The sequence below is a fragment of the Rhodococcus sp. 14-2483-1-2 genome (genome assembly GCF_002259405.1).
Lineage (GTDB): Bacteria > Actinomycetota > Actinomycetes > Mycobacteriales > Mycobacteriaceae > Rhodococcoides.
Genome location: NZ_NPFW01000022.1, coordinates 621,036 through 645,019 on the forward strand (window position 1 = coordinate 621,036; position 23,984 = coordinate 645,019).

Below are 23,984 nucleotides of genomic sequence, written 5' to 3' on the forward strand. Positions count from 1 at the left end.
GACAGTGCTCGTGACCACGATCGGCCGACGCGACACGCGGGCGCGGCTCGTGCGAGCGCTGCGGTCTGGCACGATATCGGAGTGCCAACGCCGACCGTCCCCTTCGCGCTCAATCGCCGCGGGTTGTTCCGACTCGCCGGTGTCGCAGCTCTGTCCGCGGCCACCGTGTCGACTGTTGCGGCCTGCGGCCAGGAGACGATCTCGGGTCCTGCCCTCGACACCCTCACAGCGCAGTTGCGCGCTGCCCGCGCCGATGCCGCAGATGCCACCGCGGCCGCGACGGTGATCACCGACTACGCAGCCGCACTGGGGATCGTCGCGGCGCAGCGCACCGAGCACGCCGAAGCGCTCGACACCGAGATCGCGCGCGCCACCGGCGCCTCGACCGAGACGTCGTCGGCGACGGCCACCACGACACCCGCTCCCACGACGCCGCCGCCCGATCTCGCCGCCGTACGGGAGATGTTGACTTCCTCCGCTCGCAGCGCAGCAGATGCCGCTCGTAACGAAAGCGGTTACCGGGCAGGCCTTCTCGGTTCCATCAGTGCCTCGTGCACGGTCTCGGCCCTGGTGGTTCTGGCATGAGCGATCTCGGCCCGGAACAGCAAGGCCTCGTCGATGCACTCCACGCCGAGTACGCGGCGGTGTTCGCCTACGGCGTCGTCGCGGCGTTCTCGAACCCCACGCGCGCCGACGTGGTGGCGTCGAACACTGCCGCTCACCGCGCCCGCCGAGACGCGACCATCGATGCACTCCAGGCGGCGAGTGTCACAGTGCCGCTGCCCGATCCGGCATATGCGTCCCCGTTCCCGGTGACCGACGCGATCTCGGCTGCACAGTTGGCCGCACAGGCCGAGATCGACACGAGTATCGCGTGGCGTTCGCTGATCGAACGCAGCCGGTCGGGAGCGACCCGCGACATGGGGGTGCAGGCGCTGACCGACGCCGCGGTTCGCCTCGCGACGTGGCAGCAGATTCTGGGCGTCAGTCCGTCGTCGACGGCATTTCCCGGCCAACCGTGAGCGCTTGTTCCGGTCCGACGGAACGCCCCGGCATGAACAGCGCCGCCACCAGTCCGATCGCCACTGCGCCAGCGCCGACGAGCAGAGCGGGTGCCAAGGCGTCGGTGTAACCGGTGGGTGTCAGTGATCCACCGGCTCCGATGAACACCGCTGTCAGTACAGCGATGCCGAGCGCGATACCCACCTCTCGCACAGTGGAGTTCGCACTGCTCGCGGTGGCGTGATCGTCGTCCTTCATGTCCCGCAGCACTGCGGTGGCGGACGGAGCGAACGTCAGCCCCATGCCCACGCCCGCCATCAGCAGGGCCGGGACCATCGACGAATACTCGGTGTCGGGTCCCAGAATCAGCGCCATCCACACGAGCGAGACCGACTGCAGCGACAGGCCGCCGACCAACAAGCCGCGCAGTCCGACGCGCTCGGCGAGCAGACCTGCGATCGGTGCGACCACCATCGGTGCTGCAGTCCACGGCAGCGTGCGTAGGCCTGCCTGGAACGGCGTGTAGTTCATCACGATCTGCAGGTATTGCGCGCGGAGGAACACCGCCCCGAACATGCCGAGCGAGAACGTGATTCCGATGATGTTGGCCAGGGTGAAGCTGCGCGAACGAAAGAGTGCGAGCGGCAGTACCGAGTGCCGGTTGCGCGAGGCGCGCAGGACGAACGCGACGAGCAGCACCGCCGAGCCGATGAAGCCGGCGAGCACCGTGGCCGACGCCCACCCGTCGTCGTTGCCGTGGACCACCGCCCACACCAGGAGGAAGACACCGCCGCCTGCGAGGACAACGCCGGGCAGATCGAGCGGTTGGATGCGCCCTGCTGTTTCCTTCAGCGCGACGTACGCCAGCGGAACTGCAACGAGGGCCACCGGAACGTTGATCCAGAAGATCGCCTGCCAGGAAATCCCGTCGACGACGGCTCCGCCGACCACCGGTCCCAACGCGACGCCGAGTCCGGAGACTCCACCCCATATCCCGATCGCCATCGCGCGCTTACCCACCGGCACCACCGCGGCGAGCAACGCAAGGGACAACGGCATGATCGCGGCTGCACCGATTCCCTGCACGGCACGCGCCGCGATGAGCATCGCTGGACTCGCAGCGAGCGCGCTGGCCACGGAGGCGGCGGTGAAAACCGTGATCCCACCGAGGAACACCGTGCGTCTGCCCCATCTGTCGCCGAGCGTCGCCGCCGTCAGCATGAAGGTGGCGAAGCTGAGGGTGTACGCGTTGAGGAACCACTGCAGCTGTCCGACGGAGGCGTTCAGGTCCTGCTGGATGACCGGGAGTGCACTGGTCATCACCAGATTGTCGAGGGTTGCCATGAACATCGGCAGGGAAGCTGCGAGGATGCCGAGCCACACGGGAACGTTCCGAGTGGCGGGCTGCATTGCTGGTGGAGAGGCTGTGGCGGTCATTGCGGTCGTCCCGTCTCACGCTTGTAAGCATCGAATGATTACTTATCTGAGACCGTAAGTTATCGACTGATAACCTGTCAACATGTCCGACCCGTCAGCGCCCAAGCCCAAAGCCACCCGCATGGATGCGGCCGACCGCCGAGAGCTCGTCCTCGACGCGGCGATGCGCGCGTTCGCGCGCGGGGGTTACGCCGGCACCAGTACCGACGCCGTCGCGAAGGAAGCGGGCGTCTCTCAGCCGTATGTGGTCCGTATGTTCGGCACCAAGGTCGAGTTGTTTCGACTGGTGTTCCAACGCTCGGTCGACGGCATCATGGCCGCGTTCGATGCCGTGCTGGCGGCGGGCCCGCTCGACCCCGACGACGACGGCACCTGGGCAGATCTCGGTTCCGCCTACGCCGATCTGGTGGCCGATCGCGACCTGTTGATGGTGATGATGCACGGATTCGGCGCAGGCTCGGTACCCGAGATAGGCCGGGCAGCCCGGGAGGGAATGGGTGCCATCTACAGCCGGATACGTGAGGGCACAGGTTGTTCCGAGGACCAGGCACGGCAGTTCATCGCGCACGGGATGTTGCTCAACGTCCTGATGTCGATGCAGGCGCTCGAGCATCCGAACGACAGCGCCGGACTGCACGAGATGACGGTGTGCGCGTTCGGAACCAATCTGATTCCGGCCGATCCCGGCTGAGCGTCGGCGCTAGGGACGCATCTCGTACCGGCCGTCGTAGGAGGCGACCTCGTTCCACACCGCATCGAATCGACCCGCATCGACCACCGGCTTGCGGATCGCGTCCAGGGCCCACTGCTGTTGCGCCGCAGACGACGACGGCTTTCCGTACAGCGCAACGGCATAGCCGGAGAAGTCTCGTATCTGGAAGTCGAAGATCTGGTCCATCATCTCGGCCGAGATCTCGTCGGCTTGCTCGAGCACGAGATGGCCGTAGACGACGAGTGAGAACAGGTGCCCCACCACGAGAAGGAAATCGAGATCCTTCTGCTGCGCTTCGTCGGGCGCACAGTCCTGGAGAAACGACTTGAACGCCTGTGCCTGCTCGTAGAACCGTCCCACGTTGGAAATCCCGGAATGCTTGCTGTACAGCGGGTTCCAGTCGTGGAACCGGACCGAGCTCGCACCACGGGCCGGCCCCTGCGCGAAGAAGAAGCTGTCGTCGACCGGCTCGGTTCGGGTACCGACGTCCGGGTGGTCGGTGGGCGAGAACATGTACGCAGGCATGAATTTGAGCATCAGCGCCACGTTGACGTGCACCGTGCCCTCCAGCTTGGGCAGTGTTCCGATCAGCTGGGCGGCTTCACGGAAGTAGGTGTTCTTCTCGTACCCTTTGGCCGCGATGACGTCGTGCAACAGACGGACGACCGTTTCGCCCTCGGAGGTCACCTTCGCCTTGGTCATCGGGTTGAACAGGAGGTAGCGCCGGTCTTCGGGTCCCGCGGCACGGAAATAGTCCAGCGCCCGCGCGCTGAACAGCTTCATGGCGATCAGCCGGGAGTATGCGTCGACGAACGCACTGCGGACGTGCGGGAAGTCGGTGACGCGATTGCCGTACAGGATCCTGTTGTTCGCGTGTGTGATCGCCTCGTAGAACGCGTGCTCACAGATGCCGATGGATCCGGTGCACAGGTTGAACTTCCCGACGTTGACCGTGTTGAGCGCGGCCGAGAATGCGTCGGCACCGGTGTGCAGGATGTCCTGTTGCCGGACGGGGTAGTTCTCGAGCGCGAACGTGCTGACGTACATCTGCCCGTGGACGACGCTCTCACGCAGCTGATACGCGGGGTGTGCACTGTCGGCCACGAAGAACACGTACGCATCGGGTCCGTCGACGTCGGTGCGTCGCCCGAACACCGAGACCATGTCGGCAACGTTGCCGTTCCCGATGTAGTACTTCTCCCCCGACGCGGTGAACTCGAGCTCGGAGTCCTCGGGCGCGGGCGTCAGCAGCATGTCGGTGGAGTAGACGTCGGCTCCGTGTGCGCGCTCGGACAGTCCGAACGCCATCACACCGCCGCGATCCAGCTCGCGTGCTGCGCGGCGCTTGGCGTCGTCGTTGGCACTCATCCAGATGGGGCCGAGACCCAGCACGGTGACCTGCCAGGTGTACCAGTAGGCCAGACCGTAGAACCCGAGAACCTCGCTCAGCGCAGCATTACGAGCAGCGTCCCAGCGCGTGTTCGGCGATCCGTCCGCATAGGCAGCGGGCGTGGAGAAGGTTGCGAACAGCTTCTGCTCGGCGACGAACTCGATGAACTCCGCGGGCCAGACTGCATCGAGATCGTCCGCGAGCAGCCTGGTCTTGCCTCGATTCTCGAACCACTCGATCAAGGCGCGCAGCTGTCGGCGAGAGTCGTCGTCGAGCTCGGCCGGATCGAACGTTGTTGGATCGAACAGCGCATAGTGAGACACGTGGTGACCTCTCATAGTCGTTGACCCGAAGCTACCAGCGGGTAAACGACAGTGCAGAGAGATCGCGAGACTCCCCTACGGTGTGTGCCGCACAGCCTTCACGATCTCCTCGACCGCCGAGTCGATGTCGAGTTCGCGACTCTCTCCGGTGAAACGATCGCGGATCTCGACCTTGCCGTCGGCCCAGCCGCGGCCGATGACGACCACCAGCGGAACACCGATCAGTTCCGAGTCCTTGAACTTCACTCCTGGCGAGGCCTTGCGATCGTCGAACAGAACCTCGATGCCCTGTGTATCGAGTTGCGTCGCAATCGATTCCGCGCCCGCGCGAGCAGCGTCGTCCTTGTTCGCGATCACCAGGTGGACATCGGCAGGTGCAACCTCCGACGGCCACCGCAGACCCTTGTCGTCGTGCATCTGCTCGGCGATCACAGCGACCAGACGCGAGACGCCGACACCGTAGGAACCCTGAGTCAGGCGAACCGGCTTGCCGGTCTCACCGAGGACGTCGACCGAGAACGCATCGGTGTACTTGTAACCGAGCTGGAAGATGTGCCCGATCTCGATTCCGCGCGCACTGACCAGCGGCCCGCGACCGTCGGGAGACATGTCGCCGTCACGCACCTCGGCTGCTTCGATGGTGCCGTCGGGAACGAAATCGCGACCGGCGACGAGGTTCACCACATGCTTGCCCTTGACATCGGCGCCGGTGATCCACGACGTACCGTCGACCACCCGCGGATCGACGAGATAGCGAACCCCGTTGGCCTGCAATGCGCGAGGCCCGATGTATCCCTTGACGAGGAAGGGATTGGCAGCGAAGTCCGCGTCGGTCAGCAGAGCGAACTCGGCAGGCTCGAGGGACGCCTCGAGGCGCTTCTCGTCGACCTCGCGGTCACCGGGCAGGCCGACGGCGAGCAGTTCCCACTCCCCTTCTGCGTTACGCACCTTGAGCAGAATGTTCTTCAGCGTGTCCGCGCCGGTGACGGTGCGTCCGAGATCCGCAGAGTTGGCCCACTCCACCAGAGTCGCGATGGTGGGGGTGTCACCGGTCTCGTGATCGACGGCAGCGGGCTGTCCCTCGATGGGCAGCGGTGCAGGCGCCGGAGTGGTGACGGCCTCGACGTTGGCGGCGTATCCCGATTCGATGCAGCGCACGTAGGTGTCCTCACCGATGTCGCTCTCGGCCAGGAATTCCTCGGAGGCGCTGCCTCCCATGGCACCGGACGTCGCGGCGACGATGACGTAGCTGACACCGAGGCGGGCGAAGATGCGCTGGTACGCCTCGCGGTGGGCGGCGTAGGACTTCTTCAGTCCGTCCTCGTCCATGTCGAAGGAATACGAGTCCTTCATCACGAACTCGCGGCCGCGCAGAATGCCGGCCCGGGGACGCTCCTCGTCGCGGTACTTGGTCTGGATCTGGTACAGCGTGACCGGCAGGTCCTTGTACGAGTTGTATTCGGCCTTGACCGTCAGCGCGAACAGTTCCTCGTGGGTGGGACCGAGCAGCATGTCGTTGCCCTTGCGATCCTGCAACCGGAACAGCGCGTCGCCGTATTCGGTCCACCGATTGGTGGTCTCGTACGGCTCGCGCGGCAGCAGCGCGGGCAGAGATATCTCCTGCGCACCGATGGCGTTCATCTCCTCGCGCACGACACGCTCGACCTGCCGCAGCACCCGCAGACCCAGCGGCAACCAGGAGTAGACGCCCGGAGCGATACGACGAACGTAGCCGGCGCGGACCAACAGCTTGTGGCTGTCGACCTCGGCGTCGGCCGGGTCGTCGCGAAGGGTACGAAGGAACAACTGCGAAAGACGGGTGATCACGGGTTGTCAGACTAGTCGCTCCCGCAGTGCCTGTGAGCAGGCGGCCGTACAGTGAGTAGCCTCGAGCCCGTGCTGATTCTGCTGCCTCCCTCCGAGACGAAGTCCGACGGCGGTTCCGGAGCACCTCTCGATCTGGACCGACTGTCGTTGCCCACGTTGACACCGCTCCGCCGAAAGCTCGCCGATGCGCTGGTGGAACTCTCCGGCGACGTCGACGCGTCGATCGCGGCGCTCGGCCTCGGCCCCACCCAGGTGGACGAGATCGAACGCAACGCTCGGTTGTGGACCTCACCCACCACACCTGCGCTGCAGCGCTACACCGGCGTGCTCTACGACGCCCTCGACGCGGCGTCGTTCACCCGGGCCGGTCGTGCCCGAGCGGACGCGAGGCTGTGGATCGGCTCGGCCCTGTTCGGGGCCGTGCGTGCCTCCGATCCGATTCCGTCCTACCGACTCTCCGGTGGATCGACCGTGCCGAACTTCGGGACGCTGCGATCACACTGGAAGCCCGAACTCTCCGACGCCATCGACGCCGAGGACGAGGGGATCGTCGTCGACCTCCGATCGGGCACCTATCAGCAGCTCGGGCCCGTCCCCGGCGCGATCACCGCAACGGTGCTCACCGAGAAGCCCGACGGCAGCCGATCGGTGGTGAGCCACTTCAACAAGCATCACAAGGGCCTGCTCGCGCGCGCGTTGACCCTGACCACCGCCGAGCCGAAGGACGTCAAAGCCGTTGCGCGCGTGGCGTCCAAGGCCGGACTGCGCGTCGAAGTGGCGTCGAGCACCGAATTGATCGTGCTCACCGAATGAGCGAGATTCCGGGACTGCTCCGGCGCGGTGCCGACGCCTCGGTCGGCAAGACCAAGAGCCAACGCGTCGCCGACGACGTCGCAGATCGACTGGTCTCGCTCGACGCGACCGAACTCGGCTCTCGGGCGCTGACGAACATGATCGAGACGATGTACGAAAACGGTTGGCAGCCCATGGATCTCGTGCACGTCGTGCGGCGTCAGCACACGGTGGCCGTGGCCGATCTCGCTGCCGCGGTATTGCTGCATCAGGCCGATCTCACCGACGCCGCCTCTCGGGCCCCACAGGACTGGGTGGATCAGATGTCCACGGTCTGTGAGCAGTTCCCGAAGGTTGCGGCCCGGGTCGAGGCCACGCCCGATTTCCTGACCGCGTACCTGACGTCCTCCGGTAAGACCGATTACATCGCGGCCAGTGATCAGTGGCTCGACGTACTCACCCTGCTCGGTCGATGGCAGACACTCCCCCGGTGGCCTCAGCTCGGCCCCAAGCCGTCCCAGTGGCCGCGCACTCGTCCCACGGTGTCGGGTGTCGCCGGCTCCGACTCCCCGAACACCAAGATGCTGAGCAAGATTCGCGGTCTACTGGCCAAGGCCGACGCCACGGACTTCGAGGAGGAGGCCGAGACGCTCACGGCCAAGGCGCAGGAGTTGATGACGCGCTACTCCATCGACACCATGTTGCTCTCCCAGGGCCACATCGATATTCACGGCCGACGCGTTCATGTCGACGGTCCGCATGCCCCGGCCAAGGCGCAGCTGTTGCACGTGGTCGGAACCGCCAACCGCGTCAAGGCGATCTGGGATCCGGAGTTCGCCGTCGCCACCTTGGTCGGAGCTCCGGTGGACGTGGAACAGACCGAGTTGCTGTTCACCTCTCTGCTGGTTCAGGCAACGCGCGCCCTCGGACATTCGCCGCAGGCGAAGAAGCGCAAGAAGGCCGGATCGGCGGCGTTCGGCAAGGCATTCCTGTACGCGTACGCCATCCGTATCGGAGACCGTCTGACCGACGCCGACGCGCACGCCCTGGAGGAGGCGCGTCACGAATCAGGTGATCTGCTACCGATTCTCGCCGCGCAGACCGTCGCCGTCGAAGCCGAATTCGATCGATTGTTCCCTACGGCGAAGCCGATGCGCGGTCCACGCCTGGACGCCGAGGGATGGGATTCGGGCCAGGCCGCGGCGGATCGTGCGGATCTCTCGCGCTGAGGTATGTGAGTCGACCGCCCGTTCGCAAGGCAAAATGGTTCTGTGCCCGAAACTCTCGACGACATCATGACGCGAACGTCCGAACTCCTGACCGACCGTGACATGGCCGCACTGTCCACTCTGATGGCCGAGCTGTCGACGACCGATGCGGTGCGCGTGCTCGAGCGTGTCGACTCGTCCCGACGCGCGGTGTTGTTTCGCCTTCTGCCCAAGGACGAGGCGGTGGCGGTCTTCGAGCGCTTCGACGCCACCGTTCGCGGTGAGTTGTTCGAGAGTCTTCGCAGCTACGATGTGATCGCTCTGTTCGAGGAACTCGACCCGGACGACCGTGTCGAATTGCTCGACGAACTCCCCTCCAACGTCGCGCATCGACTGTTGGTGGGCTTGTCCCCCGACGAACGCGCACTCACCGCCCCCATGCTGGGATACGACCGCAGATCGGTCGGCCGCCGCATGAGTCCGGAGTTCGTTCGGCTACGGACCGCTGCGACCGCCGGCGACGCCCTCGATGCCGTGCGTCGTACCGGCTCGGACGCCGAGTCGGTGTACCTGTTGCCGATCACCGACGATCACCGCACTCTGTTGGGGGTGGTGACGCTCGCCGATCTGGCGACAGCGGCACCGAGCACTCCGGTCGGCGATCTGTACTCGGATCATCCGGTGGTCGAGGCCGATTCGTCGGCGGAGGAGGCTGCACGGCTGTGCTTCGAGCACCGTAGTCCTGCGGTGGTGGTGGTCGATTCCGAGCAACGGCTGATCGGCATTCTCACGCTCGAGCAGTCCTCTCGAATCCTGGAAGAAGCCGAGGACGAGGACGCTGCTCGCGCGGGTGGCTCCGAGCCGCTGCGTCGGCCGTATCTGTCGACGCCGGTGCTGTCCATCGTTCGCTCTCGCGTGGTGTGGTTGCTGGTGCTCGCGGTGTCGGCCATCCTCACGGTGCAGGTTCTCGAGATCTTCGAGCACGCGCTCGCCGCAGTCGTCACTCTCGCGCTGTTCATTCCGCTGCTGACCGGAACCGGCGGCAACACCGGCTCGCAGGCCGCGACCACTGTCACGCGGGCGCTCGCGCTGGGTGACGTGCGACCGCGGGACATCGCCGCGGTGCTCTTTCGCGAGGTTCGGGTCGGAGCGACGATGGGTGCGATGCTCGGCACCTTGGGCTTCGTCATCGCCGGGCTCGTCTACGACTGGCACCTCGGGGTCGTCATCGGAACGACGCTGCTGTCGATCTGCACGCTCGCGGCGACGGTCGGCGGCGCGATGCCGCTGATCGCGAAGAAGATCGGGGTGGATCCGGCGGTCTTCTCGACGCCTTTCATCTCCACCTTTTGCGATGCGACGGGGTTGATCGTCTACTTCCTCATCGCGAAGGCCGTACTGGGCGTGTGATCAGCCCTGCTCGTCAGCCTTTCTGGGCGCTTTCCTGCGCAGCCTGGGCCTGAGCGACCTGCTGCGGGGTGAAACGAATGAACACCGCAGCGATTCCCGCGACCACGGCGCAGACGGCGCAGCAGAACAACGCGAACATGTAGCCCGAGCTCAACGCATCGAGTTGGGTGTCGTTCATCAGCGTCGCCGGTCCCGAGATGCCGCCCAGGGACAGGGTGCGCGAGGTCACCAGCGCGCCGATGACGGCCAGCGCGAGCGGCCCGCCGAGGGTCTGAGCAACCAGGGCGATAGCGGTCAACGGGCCGATCTCGGTGGGGCTCACTCCGGCGATGGCGCACAGCGGGAGTGGCACGACCGTCAGGCCGACGCCGAATCCGATGCCGATGACGGGGAAGAACAGTCCGGGGAAGTACGACGAATCCGCGTTCATCGTCGCGACCGACACCATCAGCCACCCGACCATGATCACGGCACCGCTCAGAATCAGCCACCGTGGGGCGATGCGGGTCACCAGCTGCGAGGCCAGGAATGCGGCGGCACCGAGCCCGAAGGCGAACGGCACGAACGCCAGGCCCGCGTGCAAGGGGCTGTATCCCAGGATGTCCTGAACGAACAGAGCCACGTACGCGGCGAGGCAGAACATCACGCCACCGGCGAAGAAGATGGCCACGAACGTCGCCACTCGGTCTCGGCTGCCGAACAGCGAGAACGGGAGCAGCGGGTTGTCGGCGCGTCGCTCCACCATCAGGAACAGCCCGAGGAAGAGCAGGCCGGCGATCAGCGAGACGATGACGATCGGATTGGTCCAGCCCAGTTCGGTGCCCTCGCTCAATGCCAGCACCACGCCGGTGCAGCCGAGCGTCGCCAGAATCGCTCCCGGCACGTCGAGCGGTAGCTTCGCCCCCACCGTCTCCTGCAGCGACACGACCGCGAGCACCACGATGACGACACCGATCGGCACGTTGATCAGGAAGATCCACCGCCACGACACCTCGGTCAACGCACCGCCGATGATGAGCCCGGCGATGGAGCCGACACCGGTCATGGCCGCGTAGATCGCGATGGCCTGGTTTCGTACCGGGCCCGGCGCGAAGGTGGTCGCCACCAGCGCGAACGCCGTCGGCGACGCCACCGCGGCACCTACACCCTGGAGAGCGCGCGCCGCTACCAACGTCGCCTCGTTGACCGCGAGCCCGCACAGCAGGGATGCGACGGTGAACAGCACAACGCCGGCCAGGAACATCTTCTTTCGGCCGAAGGCGTCACCGAGTCTGCCGCCGAGGAGCATCAGCCCACCGAAGGCGAGGGCATACGACGTGAGCACCCAGTTGCGTCCGGCATCGGACAGACCAAGATCGGCCTGCAACGGTGCCAGAGCGAGGTTGGCGACCGTGCCGTCGAGCACCACCATCAACTGCAGGCCGCTCAGGACGATGATCGCCAACCCGAACGCTCGGGTCGTCACCGGGTACTTGACCTCGGTACTGGAGGTATCGGACATCGATGATTCAGGCACGGGCGTTCACGTTACCGGCGTGTACAGAGAAACCGGCAACGGTTCCGATGACCACGATCGCCGGAGGCCTGATCTCCGCATCGCGAACCGCATCGGCGACGGTGCTCAGAGTCGCGCGAACTTCACGCTGGGTGCGCATGGTGCCTTCCTGAACGACGATCACCGGGGTGTCGGACGGCCGGCCACCGGCGATGAGAACGTCGGCGAACTTCCCGATGCGTTCGACGGCCATCAGCAACACGATGGTGCCCTTGAGCTTGGCGAGCGCGTTCCAGTCGACGAGCGAATCGGGATGGTCGGGTGCCACGTGGCCGCTGACGACGACGAACTCGTGAGTCACGGCGCGATGCGTCACCGGGATGCCTGCGGACGAGGGCACCGAGATGGCGCTGGTGATACCGGGCACCACGGTCACCGGGATTCCCTCGGCAGCCAGCGCTTCGAGCTCCTCGTATCCCCGCCCGAACACGTAGGGATCGCCGCCCTTGAGCCGGACGACGAATTTGCCTGCCTTCGCGCCGTCGATCAGCGCCTGGTTGATCGCTTCCTGCGCCATCGCGCGGCCGTACGGAATCTTCGAGGCATCGATGACCTCCACGTGCGGACCCAGTTCGGCCAACAGTTCGGGCGGTGCGAGCCGATCGGCCACCACGACGTCGGCGTAGGCGAGCAGCCTGCGCCCGCGGACCGTGATGAGGTCCGGATCGCCGGGTCCGCCACCGACCAGCGCGACGCCCGTCAACGGCGCATGGGCCGAGTCGGCAACCACACCGGACTGCAGGGCTTCGACGACGGCATTGCGTACCGCGGCCGATCGACGGTGTTCGCCGCCCGCGAGGACACCGAGGGTCAGCCCGTCCCATTCGGCCGACGCCGGGGTGACCGCGGTGCCGTCCTTGGCGATGTCGGCTCGCACGCAGAAGATCTTGGACGCGGTGGCCTCGGCGACGATGGCGATGTTGGTCTCGGCCTCGTCGGTGCACGCGACGGCGTACCAGGCGTCGGCGAGGTCGCCCTCGCGATAGTCGCGCAACTCCATGCTCACCTGACCGGCCGTCGCCATCGCCTCCACAGCGGGCGTTGCCTCCCGGGTGATGACGTGTACCTCTGCACCGCAGGAGATCAGCAACGGCAATCGACGCTGCGCGACGGTGCCGCCACCGACCACGACGACGCGTCGACCTTCCAGATTGAGGCCGACCAGATAGGGAGAGTCAGTCGCGTTCACGAGAGGAAACGCTACCGCGCGCGCTGCACCCGCTTTTCGTCCCATACGGGCTCATCGGATTCGTAGGCCTGACCGGTGCTGCCGAACACGAGGAATCGGTCGAAGCTGCGAGCGAACCACCGGTCGTGGGTCACGGCGATGACGGTGCCGTCGAACGCTGCGATCGCGTCTTCGAGTGCGTCTGCGGACATCAGGTCGAGGTTGTCGGTCGGCTCGTCGAGCAGCAACAGGGTGGCACCGGAGAGTTCGAGCAGCAGAATCTGGACGCGCGCTTGCTGGCCTCCGGAGAGATTGTCGTACGACTGTTCGGCGGCGCGGGCCAGACCGTAGCGGTCCAGTGCCCGGCCGGCAGCCTCTCGGCCCATGCCGTCGCGGTGTTCGTTGCCCATGTGCAAGATGTCGAGGAGCGTGTTGCCCGCGAGATCCGGCCGAGTGTGGGTCTGCGCGAACAGGCCGGGCCGAACACGAGCGCCGAGCACCGCGGTGCCGGTGTGTGGAACCGGATCGAGGGCCAGTTCCTGAACCGGCTCGTGTTCCTTCTCCGGATCCGTACCACCGTTGGCGAGCAACCGCAGGAAGTGCGATTTGCCGGAACCGTTGGAACCCAGCACCGCAACGCGGTCTCCGTACCAGATCTCGGTGTCGAAGGGCTTCATCAGTCCGGTCAGTTCCAGAGCCGTACACACCAATGCGCGCTTGGCTGTTCGGCCGCCACGCAGACGAACGGTGACGTGCTGCTTCAACGGCACCGCTTCCGGCGGTCCGGCCTCCTCGAACTTGGCCAACCGAGTCTGGGACGCGTGGTAGCGAGCAGCGACCCCGTCGTTGAACTTGGCCTTCTCCCGCAGGCGCAGCACCAGTGCCCGGAGTTTGACCAGTTCCTCGTCCCACCGGCGTCGCAGTTCGTCGAGCCGAGCATTCCGGTCCTCACGCGCAGCGTGATACGTCGCGAACCCGCCGCCGTGCACCCACGAGGTGGCACCGCTGACGCCCGGTTCCAGCGTCACGATCCGATTCGCGGCGTTGGCGATGAGCTCCCGGTCGTGGCTGATGAACAGGACGGACTTGTCGGAATCGCGAATGGTCGCTTCGAGCCAGCGCTTGCCCGGCACATCGAGGTAGTTGTCCGGCTCGTCGAGAAGCAACAGATTGTCGGTGCCGGCGAACAACGCTTCGAGTACGAGGCGTTTCTGCTCACCGCCACTGAGGGTCGACGCAGCGCGCCACTTCGCGCGGTCGAACGGCATTCCGAGTGCTGCCGTGGTGACCTTGTCCCAGAACGGCTCGAGGTCGTAACCGCCGACATCGCCCCAATCCGACAGGGCCTGTGCGTATTTCATCTGGGTCTTCTCGTCGTCGACCTCGATCATCGTGTTCTCGGCTGCGTCCAATGCCGCCGCGGCCGTTCGCACGGCCGGGGACGCGACCGACAGCAACAGATCACGCACGGTCGAGTCGTCGCGCAGCTGGCCGACGAACTGCCGCATCACCCCGAGCGAACCGGAGCTCGACACCGCCCCCTCGTCCGGGGTCTCGTCACCCGCGATGATCCGCGTCAGCGTCGTCTTGCCGGTTCCGTTGGGCCCGATCAGGGCGGTCTTGGCACCGTCGCCGACCCGAAACCCGACACCGTTGAGCAGCTGCCGTCCGTCGGGCAGGAAGTAGACGATGTCGTTCAGTTCGAGGTGGGCCACAACGAACCAGCCAACCTCATCGGCCCGGCGATGGCCAATCGTTTACTCGACCACTAGGCGAGGGCCAGGGTCGACGTCTCGGTGAGCACCTGCTTGCCCGCATCGTCGACGTGGGCGTGGTGCACCCGCAACCGCGCGGAGTCGCCGTGCAGGGTCAGCAGCATGACGCCGTTGGCGAACCACGGACCGGCCTCGGCCTCCCATTCGACACCGGACGGGCCCACGTGGGCCGCGCGCGCGAGCTTGGACAGAATTCGGGCGGCGGGACGCTTGATGGCCAACTTGTTGACCGCACGAATCGGCAGATCGAGCGGATTGCGGAACGGCGACATGGTGAGCTGATACGTGGCCGGTACCGCGCGCCCGCCGACCCCGAAGTCCGCGTTCGCCACGTAGGAGCAGTGGACGTCGCCCGAGAGCCACATGATCGAGGCGGGTGTGTTCTCGCCGCGGGAGAGCTCACGCGTCAACGCCGCCATGTCGTTGAACGAGTTGGTGAAGGCAGCCCAGTGTTCCAGGTCCAGGCCGATTCGCATCTTCTCGGCCACCTTGGCCGGCATCGACCCCCAACTGCCCTGCGCCACAGCCTCGTTCCACTGTTCGAGGTAATGCAGGGCGGGCAGCATGAGGTAGGGCAACGACGACCCGAACAGCAGGTGCCGGGGGCTGGCTTCGAGTGCGCGGTCGCGTACCCACGCCCACTCCTTCTCGTCGACCATTTCTCTGTTGTCCGGATCCAGGTTTCGAGAGCAGCGCGAATCGATCATGATCAGCCGCGTGTCGCCGAAGTCGCGATAGAAGCTCCAGCGTCCGGTTTCGGGCTTGCGGTCGACCCGTATCGCGAAGTCGGACAACAACTTCTCTCGTTCGGCGTCGGTGTCGGCCGACCGAACCGCGGCGTACATCTCGTCCTGCGCCAACTCCTTGGGCGAGAGGTTGCCCAGGTGCTGGTACACCCAGTACGACGAATATGCGCCGACCACGCGATCGTTCCACCACGGCCGTGTCACGATGTCGCGACGCCACGAAGCGGACGAGTTCCAGTCGTCGCGCAGATCGTGGTCGTCGAGGATCATGCACGACGGGATACTCGCCATCAGGGTCCGTACCGGCTCGAGTCCCCACGATTCCCGGTACAGCCAGGAGTACTCCTCGAAATCGCAGATCTCGTTCTCGGCGTCGGTCCCGATCGCACTGGAGGGACCCTCGCCCGAGCGTCGGCGCGCCTGGAGCCGTTCGACGATCTCCGGCGACGGGTCGTCGGCGTAGACCTGGTCACCGAGGAGCAGCAACGCCTGCGGCCACCGACTCGGATCCTGCTCGATCAGCGCGTTCCCCAGCCCGGCCAAGGCGTCGGCCCCGATCTGCTTCAAGGATTCGTCGCTGTAGTTGTCGCCCCGTCGACACGATCCGAAGGCGAGGGTGACAGGTCCCTCGGCGTCGACGGTGTGGATGGCGGCCGTCCGACCCTCCGGCGGCCACACGCGACGGTCCTCGACGAACACCTCGTAGGTCACCGTGGCGTTGGCCGGTAGTCCCTCGAGCGGCACCAGCGCGTAGTGGTGGCCGTGCACTCCCCACGTCCGCTCGGAACCCCGGACGCCGGCGTCGGTGACGACCGAAATCGTCGCCGATTCGGCCATCTCGAACCACAGGGTCGCCGTCTCGGTACCGACGTACCGAACGATCGGGCCGAGTAGGACGGTGCTGTCGGAAGTCATTGGTTCCACATTGCCCGCGTCGGCCCGCTTTCGCCAGTCAGTGGCGCGGATCGGTTCTCACGAGCGGGCAGCGACCACGACCTTGCCCCGTACGTGCCCGGCCTCGACCAACCGATGCGCTTCGCGTAGCTGCTCGGCGTCGATCGGAGACAGAACCGTCGTGGCGGTGGTGCGCACCGAACCCGCATCGACGAGCTCGGCCACCCTGGTCAGCAGCTCGTGCTGGCGAATCAGATCCGGTGTGTCGTGCATCGGACGCGCGAACATGAACTCCCAGTGCCACGAGATCGCCTTCGTCTTCAGCGGGAGAACGTCGAGCGTCTCGGGATCGTCGATCGCGACTATCTGTCCGAACGGCGTCAACAGGTCGGCGTAGATCTCGACCTGCCCGGAGGAATGGGCGGTGAACACGTAGTCGATGCCGTCCGGTGCCACTCGACGTACTTCGTCGCGAAGATCGCGGCGGTGATTCACGACGTCGGCTGCACCGAGAGAACGGACCCACTCCACGGCGTCCTCGTCCGCTGCCGTCGCGATCACGCGTACGCCGGGAACGAGGGTCCGAAGAAGCTGCAGCACAACAGATCCCACACCTCCGGTGGCTCCCACCATCAGTAATGTTCCGGTGGTCTCGGCAGTGATGCGGAGCTTGTCGAACAGTCCTTCCCAGGCGGTGATCACGGTGAGCGGCAACGCCGCGGCCTGTGCGAAATCGAGGGTCGTCGGCTTCTTCGCCACGATGCGTTCGTCCACCGCATGGAACTGCGAGTCGGTCCCGGGTCTGCCGATGTCTCCCGCGTAGTAGACCTCGTCCCCCGGTGCGAACATGGTGACGTCGGCACCGACGGCGCGCACCACACCAGCGGCGTCGAACCCGAGGACCTTCGGGACGCCCTGCGGGTCGCTGCCGGCACGGACCTTGACGTCCACCGGGTTCACCGACACCGCTCTCACGTCGACCAGCAGGTCTCGCGGCCCCGCGGTGGGCACGTCGATGACCACATCGGTGAGGCTGGCGGGATCGTCGATCGGAAGCGAGCGGGTGTAGGCAACGGCTTTCATCGTCTCGGTCATACCTACAGGATGGCCCGAACCCCCGGTCCACCGTCAAGGCAGAGCGCGACAACGGCAACGGTGACACCGTCCAGACCGAACCTGGGTACCGCCAACTCCGTCGAACGACCGGCCAGCAGCGCCGCTGCTTCGGCGACGCTGGCACTTCCGACGGCACGGAGAACCCGGACCGACACGGTGGGCGTGACGACGGTCGACAGTTCACTCGCCGAGTAGGTCACGCCCCGAACCCCCATGCTCGACGCCACCGCGGCCACCAGTTCTGCTTTTCGGTCGATCGAGGCGATGGCCTCGACATGCCAGTCCGGTTGCAGCACTGTGGAGATCGCGACCACGACGTCGGTGGCAGCGACGCCGGCTCGGGCACCTATTCCGACGACCACCCGCATTCTGGGCCGGCTCTACACGCGCGCGTAGTCGATGGCAGCGGAGACGAATCGGGTGATCGACTCGGGATTGCCCGCGGCATGGGTGTGCAGGTACGACGCGTGGACGCCGCCCTGTACGAAGCCCTCGCGCGCCGCGGTTCTGCCGTCGGGGCTCTGCTTGTGCCAGCCCCAGGCAGCCGACGCCGCCTCGCGCACTGCGACGAGCTTCGTTCGGTGGAACTCGTGGCCGGTGACGCGGGTGCCCGCGTCGAACAGTGTCGACGATTCGAGGGCAACCGCGTCGCGATATCCCAGAGTGAGGGTGTTCCCGAATTCCGCGTCCACGTCGACGACCCCGGCCATGGCATGACCGTCCAATCGCCGTGCCAGATACAGCAATCCGGCGCATTCGGCGTGGATCGGCAATCCCTGGGCCGCCGCTGCTCGAACGTCCGCGAGCAGTAGTTCGTTCGCCGACAGTGCGGCCGCATGCTCCTCCGGGAATCCACCGGGAAGAACGACTCCTGCTGTGCCGGGCGGCAATCCGTCACGCAGCGGATCGAACACGGCCACGTCGGCTCCGGCTGCGCGGAGCAGTTCGACGTGTTCGGTGTATCCGAAGGTGAATGCGGGGCCACCGGCAACCGCGACGACGGGCGATCCATCGGAGCTGTGTACCTCGTTCTCCGGGGACCACTGCGGTGCTGTCACCGACGATCGCGCTAGGGCACTCACTGCCTCGATGTCGACGAACCGGGAGACGAGGGCGCTCATCGCGTCGACGGCATCGGTTGCGGCACCACCGTGTTCGACTGCGGTGATCAGCCCCAGATGCCGTGACGGGACGACCAGTTCGCTCATGCGCGGCAACGCGCCGAGTACCGGAACACCCACCCGTTCGCACGCTTGGCGCAACACGTCCTCGTGCCGCTGACTGCCGACGCGATTGAGAATCACTCCGCCGATGCGGACGCTGGCGTCGAACGTCGAGAAGCCGTGCAGCACAGCGGCAAGCGATTGACTGTGTCCGCGGGCATCGACCACCAGGATCACCGGGGCACCGAGCATCGCGGCCACTCGTGCGGTCGATCCCTCGGCGGAGGCCTCCCCCGGTCCGGTCATGTCGATCTTGCCGTCGAACAGTCCCATGACGCCCTCGACGACCGCGATGTCGCATCCTCGACTGCCGTGTCGGAACAGGGGCCCGATGCGGTCGGCACCGACCATCACGGCGTCGAGGTTGCGGCCCGGGAGCCCGGCCGCGAGCGAGTGATATCCGGGGTCGATGTAGTCCGGCCCCACTTTGAACGGTGCGACGGTGCGACCGGCATTGCGCAGCGCACCCATCAGTCCGGTGGCCACCGTCGTCTTTCCGCTGCCCGACGCGGGGGCCGCGATCACCACTGCGGGACAGGACGCGTTCACCATTCGATGCCTCGCTGACCCTTGCGTCCCGCGTCCATCGGATGCTTGACCTTGGCCATCTCGGTGACCAGGTCCGCCGCCTCGATCAGTTCACGGGGCGCGTCGCGTCCGGTGATGACGACATGCTGATTGCCCGGTCGGTGGGTCAGGACGTCGACCACCTCGGCGACGTCGACCCACCCCCACTTGAGTGGATAGGTGAACTCGTCCAGCACGTAGAACCGGTGCGACTGCTGCTGGATTCGTCGAGCGATCTCCTGCCAGCCCTCCGCCGCGGCCTCGGCATGATCGACGTCGCTGCCCTTCTTTCGAGTCCACGACCAGCCCTCGCCCATCTTGTGCCATTCGACGGCTCCGCCGACCCCGGTGCTCTCGTGCAATTCGCCGAGGGTGCGAAATGCCGCTTCCTCGCCGACTTTCCACTTGGCGCTCTTGACGAACTGGAACACTCCGACGTCGAAACCCTGATTCCAGGCCCGCAACGCCATGCCGAATGCGGCGGTCGATTTCCCCTTGCCCGGGCCGGTGTGCACGGCGAGCACGGGCAGATTGCGACGCTGACGCGTCGTGAGGCCGTCCTGCGGAACGGTTCCGGGAGCCGGTACACCCTGAGGCATCGCGTACCCCCTACGCCGCTGCGCGAACGACGGCAGCGACCTGCTCCGCCGACAGATCCGCGAGGGCCACGTAACCGCCGCCGAGGCACGCCGCGAAATCTGCGGCGAGTCCGAGGCGGACCATTCCCGATTCGCAGTCGACGACCACGGAGGCGATCTTGTCCGACGCGATGCGTCCCGCGGCGATCCGGGCCCGGCCGACAGGGTCGGTACCTCCGGTGGCCCGTCCATCGGTCAGCGCGACCACCAGCGCGCGCCGCAGCGGGTCCCGAACACGCTCTCGCAGAACGAGTTCACGTGCCTGCAGAAAGCCCTGCGCCAGTGGCGATCTGCCACCGGTCTTCATCTTCCGCAATCGCGTCACGGCCACGTCAACCGAGGACGTCGGCGGCAATACCGTCTCGGCTTCCGTGCCGCGCACGGTGATCACGGCGACCTTGTCGCGGCGCTGATACGCATCGCGCAGCAGCGACAGCACCGCACCGGTCACCGCGGACAGTCGATCTCGCGCAGCCATCGAACCCGAGGCGTCGACGACGAACACGATCAAGTTGCCCTCGCGGCCCTCCTTGATCGCGCCCCGCAGATCCGCAGGCTCGAGCTTCAACCGGCCGGAGGTGCGGCCGCGGACGACCTGGTGCTCGGCCGCGGCGAACAGAGTGCCCACCAGGTGCAGACCCTTGCCTGCCTCGACGGTGGGCCGTACCGACCGTCCGTGCGAGGACCGTGACCGCGAGCGGCGACCCGGCGCGCCCTCGCCCACTCCGGGAACCTCGAGCAATCGTGCTCTGAACTGCGCTCCTGGACCACCTGCCTGCTTCTCGCTGCCGGCCCCCGAGGACGGCGGTGGTTGCGCCGACTCGTCGTGCGAATCGGAGGACTGCGTGTCGGAGGACGGGGACTGGGACTGGGAGGCGTCGTCGGGAGCCTCGGGATCGGGCGCTCCCCCGCCGCCGTCGGGGTCGGGCTCCGGGTCGGGTTGTTGCTCGGCCTGCTCGGCCGCGTCCCGCATGGCCTCGTCCAACTGCTTGTCGTCGATGCCCGGCTCGTCGAAGGGATCGCGCCGACGCCGGTGCGGCAGAGCCAGTTCGGCGGCAACCCGCACGTCTTCCTCGGTCACCTCGCTCGCGCCCCGCCACGCGGCGTGCGCGGAGGCGGTACGAGCCAGCACCAGATCGGCGCGCATACCGTCGACGTCGAACGACGCACAAAGGGCAGCAATACGCCGAAGTTCCTTGTCGCTCAACACCACGTCGTCGAGAATTTTCCGAGCGGCCAGAATCTGCTCGGCCACAGCGATATCGTCGTCGCGGAACCGGGCGGCGAACGCATGCGGATCACGCTCGTAGTTCATCCGGCGGCGCACGACGTTCATGCGGACGTCCACATCGCGGGACGCCGTCACCTCCACTGCGAGACCGAACCGGTCGAGCAGCTGCGGACGAAGCTCGCCCTCCTCGGGATTCATCGTGCCGACCAAGACGAATTGCGCTGGGTGTGAATGAGATACACCGTCACGCTCGACGTGAACACGACCCATCGCGGCCGCGTCGAGCAGCACGTCGACCAGATGATCGTGCAGTAGGTTCACTTCGTCGACGTAGAGAACACCACGGTGCGCAGCCGCGAGGAGACCGGGTTGAAACGCACGTTCGCCGTCGCGCAGAACCTTCTCGAGGTCGATGGACCCCACCACTCGATCCTCGGTCGCTCCCACCGGAAGTTCGACGAGCTTCGCCGGGCGCGACCCGTCCTCGTCCTCCACGGCGGGCAGCAGTGTCGCGAGGGCACGCACCACCGTCGATTTCGCGGTGCCCTTTTCCCCTCGCACCAGTACACCGCCGATACCGGGGTGCACGGCACACAGGATCAACGACAACCTCAGCTGATCCTGACCGACGATCGCACTGAACGGATATCCCGGTTCGGGAACACTCCCACTTCGCTGCACAGCCAATTCCCTTCGTGCCCGGAGTTCCGCGCCGGACGTTCGGTCGAGATACGCGAAGCCGAGCGGCGATCTGGCTGACAGGGGAATCTTCTGCTCGAAGAATCCCCTGAACACAGTGGCGGGACCGCGCCTGATTGACACAGGACTTCTCCGCGACCGACTTCGAACCGAACACTACCGCCGAACGAACGAATGCCACACACGGTATGGACCGGGTGTGGCATTCGTCGATCGAGTACTGCGGAAGGTCAGGCCTCGCTCCAGGCAGTGCCGCCGCCCCGACGCATCGGCGTGTGCGGAATGCCGTCCTCGAGAACTTCTTCGCCGTCGGGCAGGAAGCCGTGCTTGGCGTACATGTCGACGAGGTAGCTCTGAGCGTTGATCCGACATGGAGCCGAACCGACCTCGGCAAGCGCGGCTCGCAGAATCCGCGTGGTGTGGCCTTGTCCCCTGGCCGAGCGCTGCGTGCAGAGCCGGCCGATACGGAACGCCTTCTCACCGTCGTCGTGCTCCTCGAGCAGGCGGAGTGTGCACACCACTTCGCCGTCCCGTTCGAGCCAGAAGTGCCGTGTCTCGGTCAGCAGGTCACGCCCGTCCAACTCCGGGTACGCACATGCCTGCTCGACCACGAACACCTCGACACGCAGCTTCAACAGGTCGTACAACGTGCTGTTGGACAGGTCTAGTGCCCATGATCGTTTGAGAGCTGCTGCTTGCGTATTCATACCTTTTGCTATCACACACCCGTGGGCTGTGCGAGCTCACGAGCATTTTCGAGTTCCAGAGTCTTGGACGTCCAGCCCCAGACCTCGTCGAACAACGAGCTGTTCTGAGCCAGCTTGACACCGAGCGACGGGACCATTTCCTTGAGCTTGGGCTGCCAGGCGTCGTACTTGTCTCCGAAGCACCGTTGCAGCACGTCCAGCATGGCCGGAACGGCGGTGGATGCGCCGGGAGAGGCACCGAGCAGACCTGCGATCGTGCCGTCCGCAGCATTGACCACGGCGGTACCGAACTCGAGCACGCCGCCGCGACCCTTCTTGCGGATCACCTGGACGCGCTGACCCGCGGTGACGAGCTCCCAGTTCTCGCCGAGCACCGAGGGCGCGAACTCGCGCAGCGTCTCGACACGATCCGCCTGCGACTGAGCCAGCTCACTGACCAGATACTTGACGAGTCCGAGCTCGGTCACGCCGACTCCGAGCATCGACATCAGGTTGCCGGGCTTGACCGAGGAGGGCAGGTCGGTGATCTTGCCCTGCTTGAGGAACTTGGGCGACCAGCCTGCGTACGGGCCGAACAACAGACCCTGCTGGCCGTTGATCACGCGGGTGTCGAGGTGCGGCACCGACATGGGAGGAGCGCCGACAGAGGCCTTGCCGTACACCTTGGCCGAGTGCTGCTCGATCAGTGCGGGATCGGTGCACCGCAACCACTCGCCACTGACCGGGAAGCCGCCGAATCCCTTGATCTCCGCGATCCCGGACTTCTGCAGCAGGTGCAGTGCGCCGCCGCCTGCGCCGACGAACACGAACTTGGCGTTGACGGTCTTCTTGACGCCGGTGCGCTGGTTGGCGACCTTCACGTCCCAGCTGCCGTCGGACTGCTTGGTGATGTTGCGCACATCGTGTCCGAAGTGCACGGTGCCGCCCGCGGACGACAGGTAGTTCAGCAGCTGCTTGGTGAGCGCACCGAAGTCGACGTCGGTGCCCTCCTGACTCCAGTTCAGTGCCACGGGGTCGGAGAAGTCACGGCCCTTGGCCATCAACGGCAGTCGCGCCGAGAACTCGTCCTTGGAGTCGATGTACTCCATGCCTGCGAACAGTGGGTTGCCCACGAGCGCTTCGTACCGCGCCCGCAGGTACTTCACGTTCTCGGCCCCGTGCACGAAGCTCACGTGCGGAATGGGGTTGATGAAGTTCTTGGCGTCGGAGAGCACGCCGGTCTCGATGCCGTGCGCCCAGAACTGACGCGAGACCTGGAACTGCTCGTTGACGTTGAGCGCCTTGGCGATATCGACGCTGCCGTCCTTGTTCTGCGGCGTGTAGTTCAGTTCGCACAGTGCCGAGTGGCCGGTGCCCGCGTTGTTCCACGCGTCGCTGCTCTCGGCCGCGGCCGCATCGAGCCGCTCGTAGACGTCGATCGACCAGTTCGGTTCGAGCTGACGGAGCAACGCACCGAGGGTGGCGCTCATGATTCCGGCACCGACCAGAACGACGTCGGTCTTGATCCGCTTACCCTGCTCATCTTTGGACACTGGAGAATCGACTTCCTTGTCTGTGGAGGTCT

Annotated in this window: 20 protein-coding genes; 6 read left to right on the plus strand and 14 right to left on the minus strand. The window is 66.0% G+C overall.

Translation table 11 applies throughout. The features are described from left to right. The first annotated feature begins 81 nt into the window (after nt 1-81). Both CH295_RS23920 and CH295_RS23925 read left to right on the plus strand, forming a co-directional pair. On the plus strand, nt 82-585 hold the full coding sequence (locus CH295_RS23920) for a hypothetical protein (protein ID WP_094742066.1): 504 nt from the start codon (nt 82-84) through the stop codon (nt 583-585). After that, nucleotides 582-1,022 carry a ferritin-like domain-containing protein gene (locus CH295_RS23925; RefSeq protein ID WP_037189590.1) on the plus strand — a complete coding sequence of 147 codons (441 nt, stop codon included), beginning with the start codon at nt 582-584 and terminating at the stop codon, nt 1,020-1,022. The genes CH295_RS23920 and CH295_RS23925 overlap by 4 nt, the downstream gene beginning before the upstream one ends. On the opposite strand, the gene CH295_RS23930 is transcribed toward CH295_RS23925, so the two are convergent. Beyond that, a complete protein-coding gene (locus CH295_RS23930; RefSeq protein WP_094742067.1) occupies nt 985-2,439 on the minus strand; it encodes an MFS transporter in 1,455 nt (484 codons plus the stop codon). The genes CH295_RS23925 and CH295_RS23930 overlap by 38 nt on opposite strands. 82 nt (nt 2,440-2,521) lie before the next feature. Here CH295_RS23930 and CH295_RS23935 point away from each other — a divergent pair, with 82 nt between their 5' ends. After that, a complete protein-coding gene (locus CH295_RS23935) occupies nt 2,522-3,130 on the plus strand; it encodes a TetR/AcrR family transcriptional regulator (protein ID WP_037189591.1) in 609 nt (202 codons plus the stop codon). A gap of 9 nt (nt 3,131-3,139) precedes the next feature. Here CH295_RS23935 and CH295_RS23940 read toward each other — a convergent pair whose 3' ends face one another. Both CH295_RS23940 and CH295_RS23945 read right to left on the minus strand, forming a co-directional pair. Further along, nucleotides 3,140-4,864 (minus strand): acyl-CoA dehydrogenase family protein, encoded by a 1,725-nt coding sequence (locus CH295_RS23940; RefSeq protein WP_170946037.1) that lies wholly within the window; start codon nt 4,862-4,864, stop codon nt 3,140-3,142. Between the two features lie 75 nt (nt 4,865-4,939). After that, a complete protein-coding gene (locus CH295_RS23945) occupies nt 4,940-6,691 on the minus strand; it encodes a proline--tRNA ligase (protein ID WP_037189593.1) in 1,752 nt (583 codons plus the stop codon). A 69-nt stretch (nt 6,692-6,760) separates the two neighbouring features. On the opposite strand from CH295_RS23945, the gene yaaA reads away from it, so the two are divergent. From yaaA to mgtE, 3 genes are read left to right on the plus strand one after another with little or no spacing between them, the layout of a single operon-like run. Next, the gene (yaaA, locus tag CH295_RS23950) at nt 6,761-7,504 is read left to right on the plus strand and encodes a peroxide stress protein YaaA (protein WP_037189594.1); all 744 of its coding nucleotides are present in this window, start codon (nt 6,761-6,763) and stop codon (nt 7,502-7,504) included. Further along, the gene (locus tag CH295_RS23955) at nt 7,501-8,712 is read left to right on the plus strand and encodes a DUF2786 domain-containing protein (protein ID WP_094742069.1); all 1,212 of its coding nucleotides are present in this window, start codon (nt 7,501-7,503) and stop codon (nt 8,710-8,712) included. The genes yaaA and CH295_RS23955 overlap by 4 nt, the downstream gene beginning before the upstream one ends. Nucleotides 8,713-8,754: 42 nt before the next feature. After that, nucleotides 8,755-10,101 carry a magnesium transporter gene (gene mgtE / locus CH295_RS23960; RefSeq protein ID WP_094742070.1) on the plus strand — a complete coding sequence of 449 codons (1,347 nt, stop codon included), beginning with the start codon at nt 8,755-8,757 and terminating at the stop codon, nt 10,099-10,101. Between the two features lie 13 nt (nt 10,102-10,114). Here mgtE and CH295_RS23965 read toward each other — a convergent pair whose 3' ends face one another. From CH295_RS23965 to mqo, 11 genes are all read right to left on the minus strand, one after another. After that, nucleotides 10,115-11,602 (minus strand): MFS transporter, encoded by a 1,488-nt coding sequence (locus CH295_RS23965; RefSeq protein ID WP_037189596.1) that lies wholly within the window; start codon nt 11,600-11,602, stop codon nt 10,115-10,117. 7 nt (nt 11,603-11,609) lie between these two features. Further along, nucleotides 11,610-12,845, minus strand: coding sequence for a uroporphyrinogen-III C-methyltransferase (gene cobA, locus CH295_RS23970; RefSeq protein WP_037190154.1), 1,236 nt, complete (start codon nt 12,843-12,845; stop codon nt 11,610-11,612). Between the two features lie 11 nt (nt 12,846-12,856). Next, a complete protein-coding gene (locus tag CH295_RS23975; RefSeq protein WP_094742071.1) occupies nt 12,857-14,539 on the minus strand; it encodes an ABC-F family ATP-binding cassette domain-containing protein in 1,683 nt (560 codons plus the stop codon). A 53-nt stretch (nt 14,540-14,592) separates the two neighbouring features. Further along, nucleotides 14,593-16,260 carry a DUF7800 domain-containing protein gene (locus CH295_RS23980; protein ID WP_037189599.1) on the minus strand — a complete coding sequence of 556 codons (1,668 nt, stop codon included), beginning with the start codon at nt 16,258-16,260 and terminating at the stop codon, nt 14,593-14,595. 57 nt (nt 16,261-16,317) lie between these two features. Beyond that, on the minus strand, nt 16,318-17,334 hold the full coding sequence (locus tag CH295_RS23985; protein WP_037189600.1) for a zinc-binding alcohol dehydrogenase family protein: 1,017 nt from the start codon (nt 17,332-17,334) through the stop codon (nt 16,318-16,320). A 2-nt stretch (nt 17,335-17,336) separates the two neighbouring features. Beyond that, a complete protein-coding gene (locus CH295_RS23990) occupies nt 17,337-17,723 on the minus strand; it encodes a cobalamin biosynthesis protein (protein WP_094742072.1) in 387 nt (128 codons plus the stop codon). A 12-nt stretch (nt 17,724-17,735) separates the two neighbouring features. Then, on the minus strand, nt 17,736-19,130 hold the full coding sequence (locus CH295_RS23995) for a cobyrinic acid a,c-diamide synthase CobB (RefSeq protein ID WP_037189602.1): 1,395 nt from the start codon (nt 19,128-19,130) through the stop codon (nt 17,736-17,738). Beyond that, a complete protein-coding gene (gene cobO, locus CH295_RS24000; RefSeq protein ID WP_094742073.1) occupies nt 19,124-19,744 on the minus strand; it encodes a cob(I)yrinic acid a,c-diamide adenosyltransferase in 621 nt (206 codons plus the stop codon). Before cobO ends, CH295_RS23995 begins: the two co-directional genes overlap by 7 nt. Nucleotides 19,745-19,754: 10 nt before the next feature. Beyond that, nucleotides 19,755-21,701 (minus strand): magnesium chelatase subunit D family protein, encoded by a 1,947-nt coding sequence (locus CH295_RS24005; RefSeq protein WP_170946038.1) that lies wholly within the window; start codon nt 21,699-21,701, stop codon nt 19,755-19,757. Between the two features lie 242 nt (nt 21,702-21,943). Continuing rightward, nucleotides 21,944-22,420, minus strand: a complete 477-nt coding sequence (locus CH295_RS24010) for a GNAT family N-acetyltransferase (RefSeq protein ID WP_027496727.1) — start codon at nt 22,418-22,420, stop codon at nt 21,944-21,946. Between the two features lie 11 nt (nt 22,421-22,431). Continuing rightward, nucleotides 22,432-23,952, minus strand: a complete 1,521-nt coding sequence (mqo, locus tag CH295_RS24015; protein WP_037189608.1) for a malate dehydrogenase (quinone) — start codon at nt 23,950-23,952, stop codon at nt 22,432-22,434. Nucleotides 23,953-23,984 lie beyond the last annotated feature (32 nt).